The organism is Desulfonatronospira sp. MSAO_Bac3 (genome assembly GCF_003838035.1).
GTDB lineage: Bacteria > Desulfobacterota > Desulfovibrionia > Desulfovibrionales > Desulfonatronovibrionaceae > Desulfonatronospira > Desulfonatronospira thiodismutans.
Map to the genome: position 1 here is coordinate 1 of NZ_QYZY01000037.1, position 8,253 is coordinate 8,253.

The 8,253-nt window shown below is 52.8% G+C and carries 7 protein-coding genes and 1 riboswitch; of the genes, 1 reads left to right on the top strand and 6 read right to left on the bottom strand.

Annotated features, from left to right (window positions below; all coding sequences use genetic code 11):
• The 5 genes from D5S03_RS01250 to D5S03_RS01270 all read right to left on the bottom strand — a co-directional run.
• On the bottom strand, positions 1 to 1,386 hold a 1,386-nt coding region (locus D5S03_RS01250; protein ID WP_287042441.1), incomplete at its 3' end, for an AAA family ATPase.
• A 255-nt stretch (positions 1,387 to 1,641) separates the two neighbouring features.
• Complete coding sequence (locus D5S03_RS01255; protein WP_287042442.1) at positions 1,642 to 3,156, bottom strand: secretin GspD/PilQ domain-containing protein; 1,515 nt, start codon at positions 3,154 to 3,156, stop codon at positions 1,642 to 1,644.
• Between the two features lie 109 nt (positions 3,157 to 3,265).
• Positions 3,266 to 3,754 carry a hypothetical protein gene (locus tag D5S03_RS01260; protein ID WP_008870723.1) on the bottom strand — a complete coding sequence of 163 codons (489 nt, stop codon included), beginning with the start codon at positions 3,752 to 3,754 and terminating at the stop codon, positions 3,266 to 3,268.
• 57 nt (positions 3,755 to 3,811) lie between these two features.
• A complete protein-coding gene (locus D5S03_RS01265; protein ID WP_008870722.1) occupies positions 3,812 to 4,345 on the bottom strand; it encodes a hypothetical protein in 534 nt (177 codons plus the stop codon).
• 2 nt (positions 4,346 to 4,347) lie between these two features.
• The gene (locus D5S03_RS01270) at positions 4,348 to 6,201 is read right to left on the bottom strand and encodes a hypothetical protein (protein ID WP_287042443.1); all 1,854 of its coding nucleotides are present in this window, start codon (positions 6,199 to 6,201) and stop codon (positions 4,348 to 4,350) included.
• A 102-nt stretch (positions 6,202 to 6,303) separates the two neighbouring features.
• Positions 6,304 to 6,400, bottom strand: a riboswitch (cyclic di-GMP riboswitch).
• A 422-nt stretch (positions 6,401 to 6,822) separates the two neighbouring features.
• Between D5S03_RS01270 and D5S03_RS01275 the strand changes: the two genes are divergently transcribed.
• Positions 6,823 to 7,170, top strand: a complete 348-nt coding sequence (locus tag D5S03_RS01275; protein WP_008870720.1) for a hypothetical protein — start codon at positions 6,823 to 6,825, stop codon at positions 7,168 to 7,170.
• 37 nt (positions 7,171 to 7,207) lie between these two features.
• On the opposite strand, the gene D5S03_RS01280 is transcribed toward D5S03_RS01275, so the two are convergent.
• Positions 7,208 to 8,253, bottom strand: a 1,046-nt coding sequence (locus D5S03_RS01280; RefSeq protein WP_287042444.1) for a sensor domain-containing diguanylate cyclase, incomplete at its 5' end; no start/stop codon positions are given.

An 8,253-nucleotide genomic window follows, 5' to 3' on the forward strand; every position in this document is an offset into this window, starting at 1 on the left:
CAGGTCCCTGGCCCAGGCAAGCCTGATCCAGACCTGCTGCTTTGAAGACGGGCTTTTGAGGGAGATGACCGGGAGGGTGATCTGCTGCCCGGCGTGGATTATGTCCGGATTGGTCAGCCAGGGATTGGCCTCAGCCACCTGCTGCACGGCCGCGACACTGCCTCTGCCGTAGACTGCATCCGCCAGTGTCCAGAGGCTTTCCCGGCTGATGACTGTGACTTTGCCCAGGGTGTCCCGGTCAGCAGAGGCATCCAGGGTGCTGACAGGCTGACTGTCGTTGTCAGGGCTGTTTTTTGCCGTTAAAGAATATGCCGGTACCGGCCGATCCTGCTGGTCAGGGGAACTGTCCGGGGCTGGGGAGACAGGAGCCCGGTATCGACTGCTGTCCTGAGAAGGGGGATCCCCGGCATCATAATGCGAAGCAATGAAAGCAAGCCAGCGGGATTTGGCCTGTTCCAGGTGTCCGGCCTGGTAGAGCAAGCCCAGGGCCAGCAGCACCGCTACTGTACCGGCTGCCAGGGCCAGGGGTCTGGAGGATCTCCGGGGTATCTCGCGGCTGGAGACACTGTCCGCCGCCCGGTGGACCACTTTGCGGGTGATCCTGGTACGTTCCAGCATGACCAGGGTAAGCAGGATGTTGTGGCCCAGATGAATTATCCGGCGCGGATACCCCCTGGTCATTTTGTAGATAAGCCTCCTGGCTGCCAGGGAAAAAGTAACCGCCGGAGGTCTGGAAGGATCCGTGGATGAGGCCTGGATCCTGTGCAGGATAAAGCTGGTGGTGTCTTTGCGGCTCAAGGGTTCAAGGCGGTAATGAAGAGCCACCCGGTCCTGCAGGTTGGGCATCTGCTTCAGGATATCCAGGAACTCATCCTGGGCAAAGATAATTATCTGCAACAACTTGTGTTCGTTGGTCTCAAAGTTGAGCAGTTCCCGCAAGAACTCCAGGCAGTCCTCAGAAAGTTTCTGCCCTTCGTCGATTATCAGGGTGACTATGCGGCCTTCTTCCTCTCCGAGGCGCAGGATAAATTCCTGGATCTGTTCCTTGTGCTGGCACTGGCTGGAGCAGCCAAGGGATGCCTCCCGGCCGTTGAGCTCCTGGTTCAGGCGGGCTGCAAAATCCGAGGAGTTTTCAAAGCAGGGATCCAGGACCAGGTGGGTGCAGAACAGATCATCCCCGGACAGATACCTGTAAAGATATCTGCATACCGTGGTCTTGCCGGTGCCCACTTCGCCGCTGACAACGCAGAGCCCACGGCGCAGCCGGACAGCTACTTCCAGCTTCTGCAGGCAATGGGCGTGCTGATTGGCCGGATAGAACATGTCCGGGTCCGGGGTGTTGGCGAATGGCTCTCTGGCAAGCTGCAGGAGTTTATAGTAGTCCATATCTAAGGCCTTAAGAGTATTACATGATCTTTTTTTGATCGTTCCTACGCTCTTTATCTTCTTGATCGTTCCCACGCTCTTTATCTTCTTGGACGCGGAGCGTCCGGAGATTGTTCCCACGCAGAGCGTGGGAACAATAAGAAGAAAGAATATATTTCCGCCCTGGCGGGACAGAGCGTGGGAACAATAAAAGGCTCTTTTACAAGCTGTAATACCTTGAGTTAGTCCACTTTTCTATTACCTGCGCCAGGCTTGTCAGCGTCTCTGGGGTTCCAGAATGGTGGGGGTGATGAAAATGAGAAACTCCTCCATCTCCTGTTCCTGTTCCCGACTTTTAAACAACCAGCCCAGGCCCGGGAGGTCCCTCAGGCCCATGATTCCTCGCTCGGTGTCCGAAAGGGTCTCCTTGGAAAGCCCGGAGATGACAATGGTTTCTCCATCGCGGACCACGAGGTTGGTTTCAGTGTGTTTGGTCCGTATCACCGGCTGGCCACGGACATCGCGGGTAAAATCCACCTCGTCCTTGTTTACCCGGATGTCCATTTTCAGGTGATTGCCCTCCATGACGCTTGGAACCACCTCCAGCCGGAGAACTGCATCCTCGAATTCCACGGTGCGGCTTCCATCTTCATCAACGGTTTCATAAGGTACTCTCTGGCCGTGCTCGGTAAAGGCCATCTGGTTGTCCATGGTGGTGATGGAGGGGCTGGTCAGGATGTTTACTTCTCCATCCCTTTCCAGTGCCTGCAGGTGGGCGTAAAGTACGCTCCCCGGCAGACGGGCGGAGATTACAGAAAGATCCATGTCACCGGTATAGCCTGCTTCATCTCTTAAAAGATCTCCAAACCCCACCTCGTCCTCGAAAGATAATGGAGTAACGTATCTGCCGCTCCAGCGTACCCCGAGTTCCCGCGCGGTTCGCTGGGTGGCTTCGACTATGTTGGCTTCCATGAGGATCTGGGGCCTGGGACGGTCCAGGTGGTTGATAGCCTTGTGCACCCTTTCCATGTCATTCCTGGTGGCCTGAATCATGAGGGAGTTGGTCTCTTCGTCCACGACTATACTCCCGTGGGGTTCCCCGTCGCCATCCCGGCTAAGAAAACGGATGAGATTGTCCTGAAGTTTTTCCGGGTCTGCATAGTTGAGCTTGACTATCCGGTGCATCAAGGGGGCGGTGAGTTCGGCAGCCAGTTTTCTGCGGCCGATATCCTCCTTCAGGCCGGCCCGGTCCAGTTCATGCTGCAGGTCCTGCATGCTTTTGATGCGCAGTATTTCCCCTTCCCAGACGTAGCTGAGGCCCTGGGAGGCGATTATGCTTTTAAAGGCCTGGTCCCAGGGGACATCTCTGATATTGAGGTTGGCCGTACCTTCAACTGTTTCGCTGACAATGATATTCTGATCGGCTATTCTGGACAGGGCCCTAAGTATTGTGGCCACCGGAGCCTGCTGCATGTTCAGGGTGACCCTGTCCCGGGGCAGTTCATGGGCAGGCTCGGGTTCAATGTCTTCAAGGTCAATGTGTGATGGCTCAATATCCAGAGATTCTCTTTCTTCAACCTCGTGGGTGTGTCCCCGGGACTCTTCTGCCAGATCCCACCACTGGGTCATGAAAGGCTCTTCCTGATCCCTTGTGCCGGTACAGCCTGCAATGGCTGCTGCCAGGATGAACAGGATCAGCAGGGTGCAGACAGAGTACGTTCGGGAAGATGCAGCTGTCAGAGCGAAAACTTTTTTTTCATGTCTGGTTAAGATTATGTAAATGTGACGCATATAATATTTGTGAGTTGTAACTAAAATGTTTGTCTGATGCAAACGCAGTCCTATCTGTCTGCAGAATGCAAAGCGGTATTATATCCACCTGCTCCTGGCGGCCAGAGGATCAGTCTCCCTCATAGGGCACCGGCACCTGTTGCCCGGTTTCCAGGGATTCCAGCAGAACCTTTTCCGAGGTGATTTCCACTACTCTGGCCGGCTCATCTTTGAGTTCTTCTCCCCTGCTGTACTCGCGGGCATTGATGATGGCTATCTTTTGATCACCCATCTGTACATATCCGCTGTACCGCAAAGGGCCGAAGTCAGTTTCTTCCTGGACTGTTTCTTCTTCCAGGAGCTCTGCATCGGGAAATTCGTGAAAGATCTCCCCGGGCCAGTCCCGGGCGGCCGCCTGCAGTATTCTCTTTTGGGCCTCGGTTATGTCTGCTTCCTGCAGGTCCTGGCTCATGCTCTGGCTGAACTGCTGCGCTTCCTGGACCTCCTGTTCCGGATCTTTTTCTTCAACAGGGTCCGCAGGTGAATAAAACAGCTCAAAGGCACCGTATGCCAGGGCCAGGACCATCATTGTAACCAGTATTTTTTCTCTGATGCCCATATATTTTTTTAAGCTTACGCTTTGTATTTCCGGGCCGGTCTTTTACAAGCCGCATCCTTAAAGCCTGACCCAGAGGCTCAGTGAGTACCGGGGTAAGGATTCAGTGCCGTGGATTTCCAGGTCCTCAAGGCCTTCAAAGGCTTCAGTGCCTGCCAGCCGAAGCAGCAGTTCCCTGAAATTCTGCAGAGGACCCTGCATTTGACCGTTTACCAGCAAAAGTCCGGAGTCGTTGTCCAGGGACTGGGGAACTGGAGAAAATGAGATATTGTCCAGGCCAGAGTCTGCAGCCATTGCTCCCAGCCTGTCAGCTATAACGTCAATACTTGGAGCATCTGCAATGTCCCTGTGGTGATCTTTTACAGCGTCCGGGGGCTCCGGCTCTTCCCTGCGCTGCATTATCTCTGCATACAAAGGCTGAAAAACTTCCTGGCGCTTTATCTCCGCCTGGAGACGGGCCTTTTCCTGCTCCTGGGAGGTCAGATCTTCCCTGACAGGCATGACCCCCAGCACGATAAGCAGGCCCAGGACGGGAACGGTAAAGGCAATATAGCCCAGGGATCTTTTTGCAGCCGCTGAGGCCAGCCATTTCATTTCTAGATCCTCTCCGGATCAATATTTAGAACAAACCTGAATACTTCACCTTCCTCTTCCAGGGTGCCCCTGCTGCTTCTATGGATATGGGCACTTCTAAAGAGAGGGGAGTTTCTAAGGTCTACCAGGTAGCTGGTCATCCTGGTTTCAAAGTTGTCGCCCTCGCCGCGGATAAAGCCTTCAACTATGAGGTTCTGACGACGCTCATCTTCATCTGTCTGACTGTCCAGTTCCAGAATCATTTCCAGCAGCCTGAAATCATCCGGGGTTATGCGACCGATCTCTCCAATCAGGGCCACCGCCTGCAGCCTTTGGGCCCGGTTTATTACCGTATCCTTGAAGTCCTGGTGTTCTTCCACCAGATCCTGCAGCATATCCCGGGTCAGTCTGGGGCTGTATTCACTCAGCTGATCCTGCAGAGAGAGGGTTTCTTCCCTGGCCTGCTCCAGCTGGTGACCCATCCATGCCCAGTAACCGGCTACCACGACAAAGGCCAGAGCGCAACCGGCGGCTACCAGATTTGTGTTGCGCATGGCGGCGGCTTCCCGCTCTTTGTCCATGGCGGTGTGCAGGAAGTTGACCGTGCCGGACCAGGGCATGGTCAGCCCCACAGTGGATACCAAAGACAGGCGCTCGTCCGGTTCCATTTCGGTAATGGTGTTTTCAACCTGGACATTGGGTGAAGAGGGCACATCCAGTATTTGAGCCGGAATATCCAGGTTCTGGCTGAAAAAGTCCGCAATACCCTGCAGAAAGGCAATTTTCCCGCAGATGAAGAGTTCTTCTGGAGCGGGATGGTCCATTACCTTGACCAGTTGGTCAATGGTTCTCTCGAGCTGCCTGGAAAGCCTTTCCAGGGCCGGGTAAATCAAGTCCAGGGCACTTGAGGGCGATTTGTCATCATCCTCTGAAGATTTGCGACCGTCATGCTGCAGCTGTTTAAGTATCTGCAGGGCCTTCTCCCTGCTGCCGCTGCTTTCCTCCAGAAGATTTGTTGAAGAGGAAACCTGCAGGTCTGAAAGATCATGGCCTTCCTGGTCCTGGCGGGAGTGCTCCATGTTGATGGAGTCCAGAAAACTGTCCTGGCCCATCCTTATAACCCGGCTGAACAGAACTGTTCCAGCACTGTAAAATTTTATACAGGAACTGTCTTCCCCAATATACAGTATAGCGTAGGGTTTATCCAGGTAATCATCACGTGCATGCTGGAAAAGATTGTCCAGGGAGGCAGCAGGCAGGGTAATGCCGCGCAGCCTGTAGCCTGTGTCGGTGATGAGCTGCCTGTACTTCTGGATGTCTTCGGCCGGGGCCAGGCATATTTCGGCCTGAATCTTGCGGACTCCGCCTTCATCCACTTCTCTGCCCAGACGGAAATTGAAAATATGCTGCTTGGGGTCAAAGTTTTTTTCTTTGCGGGCGGACCAGTACACCACGTTGGCCATGCCCTTTTTTACCCTGGGGACACGTATGCTCCAGATCTCCCCTCTGGATGCGGGCAGGGCGAACCATACTTCTGCTGTTTTCCGGGGATCCAGGTCCTGCAGCTGGTTTTGCAGGAAATCTTTAAACTCCGGGGTGTCAACGGTCATGTCGGCGGGAATATCCACTGAGGAGGCATGAAGAAGCCTCCATCCGGAACGGGTCTTCTCGGACAGGGCAAGGTGCAGGCTGTCTCTAAGAATCTCCAGTCCCATCACCTTTCTGGACCTGAAAGGCAGGACGCGGTTTCTCAAGCTTGTCCAGAGAGGTGATGCAGACCGTCTGGGAGCATGACCTTCTGTAACGGACTGAGAAGGACCCTTGCGGATGAGATTTAAGAGTTTTTCTGTGGAATCGATATCATTTCGGGTTGCCATTATGGAAATGATTCTCCACCCTTCATAATCATTTTACAGGTTTTAAAAGCCTCTTATGGACAACCAAATGAAGAACTTCAGAGCAGCTGTCAGAGGACTTCATCCGGCAACCCGGCTGCCCGCGTATGCTATGACTTTTAAATCCCGGGGGCCCGTGGCTTTCCGTCCCCGCCTTGCGGCGGGTTTGGCTGGATATGTATTTTTTGCAGTGCTGGTGAGTATGAATGGCTGAACATCAAATGGACATTTATAAATGCTGCTCTGCCTGGACAAGAATAAAGTTCAACACCCCTTCAAGGTGCTTAACCTTCCGGAAAGTGCTTGTCAAACCTTAATATCCGGGAAGACGCTGATTTTACCCCGGTGTACTGGCAGAAGGTACACATGGCAGGCAGAGTGGAATGATTTACGCTGGTTTAAATCATTTTTGACAGCTCTAAATTGTTTATCAGAAAAAATAAGTGAGGGACTTCCCCAGGCCGATTACGGCATTTCCTGAATGGCTGCATCTATTTACGTTTTTTGCGGCAGGTATGAGGGAGTGGAAGCGTTTTTGTTGACAATGCATTTATGAAATGCTTGTATAGCAAAACATAAAGGCACCCAGAAAAGGAGAAATAGATGAGCCAGCCAGCTTCTGTTATTGACCTTTACGACAGCCTCCTGGCCGCTGAAGACGAGAGGGCCAGGGCCAGAATTATAGCCGGGGCCTTTGAGCGCCTTGAAGACCGTTACCCCGAGCTCAAGGATCTGGCTACAGCCAGCGGAGTGCGTGAAAGCGAACTGCGCCTGCAAAAAGAGATAGAGCAGATCCGGGCGGAGATGAAGATAGAGATAGAAAGGCTGCGCACTGAGTTAAAGACGGATATCGCTGCCGGCAATCAAAAGGTTCTGCGCTGGGTGACGGGACTGATGTTTGCCCAGCTGGTGACCATAATTGCCATTATTCTGGGTAGCGGATTTTTATAATGCTGCCTGGCATACAACCACCCTGAAGACATTTTTGTCACATCTTTGAAGGCTCTGGCTGGTCTTCCTGGCCGGACGCATCGTTACCGTGGATCATATATCTGTTCCCGCCCCGGGTTTTGGCCATGTACATGGCCTTGTCCGCCCTGTGCATGATTTCTGCTGAAGTCAGGTCCGGATCGTCAAACAGGCATATACCGATGCTTACGCCCACCTGCGGCTGGGACTTGTTGACCTTTATGGGTCTGGTCAGGCTGTCTATTATGGATCGGGCCATGCGGGACAGGTTGGCCTTTTTGATGTTGTTTACCAAAATGCAGAACTCATCTCCGCCGATGCGGGCCAGGGTGTCCGATTCCCTTATTTTTTTCTGCAGTCTTCTGGACACGGTTATGAGAACCTTGTCCCCGTATTCGTGTCCCAGACGGTCATTGACCTCCTTGAAGCCGTCCAGATCTAAGTAGATTACTGCAAAGCTCTCTGAGTATCGTCTGGCTTTTTTTACGGTCTGGTCCAGGCGGTCACTCCAGAGGGCCCTGTTGGGTATGCCGGTCAGGGGGTCCATTGTGGACTTGCTGTAAAGCAGCAGTTCGTTTTCCTTCCTTTTGGAGATGTCCGAAAAAATCATATCCAGAACGGTTTGTCCGCGCTTTGTAGTTACGGAGAAAGCTGAAATCTCGGCCCAGAGGGCAGTCTTTTTTTTCAGGTTCAGCTGGGCTTCGATGCGGATGATTTTTTTCCTTTTAATAATTTCTTCAGTGGTCAGTTGCCATAATTCCTGGTCATGAAAAATTTCCCATCCCTGGAGGTTTACTGCATCCATAAGTTCCTGGGGAGAAGAAAATCCAAGCATGGCAGACAGTGCCCTGTTGGCTTCCAGAAGCATCCCGTCAGGCGTAAACCTGCATGTCCCGTAATTGAGTCTGTGAAATATTTTCTGCATGTGTTTGAGGGAACTGGATAGTTCCTTTTTGTCGGCAAAGTGCTTTTTTAATTCCTGCTGCAGTTTGGTGTTTTGCTTGACCAGGTTTTTGGTTTTTCTGGCCAGGGTGCTCTCAAGGCTTAAGAAGTAGTCTATCAGAA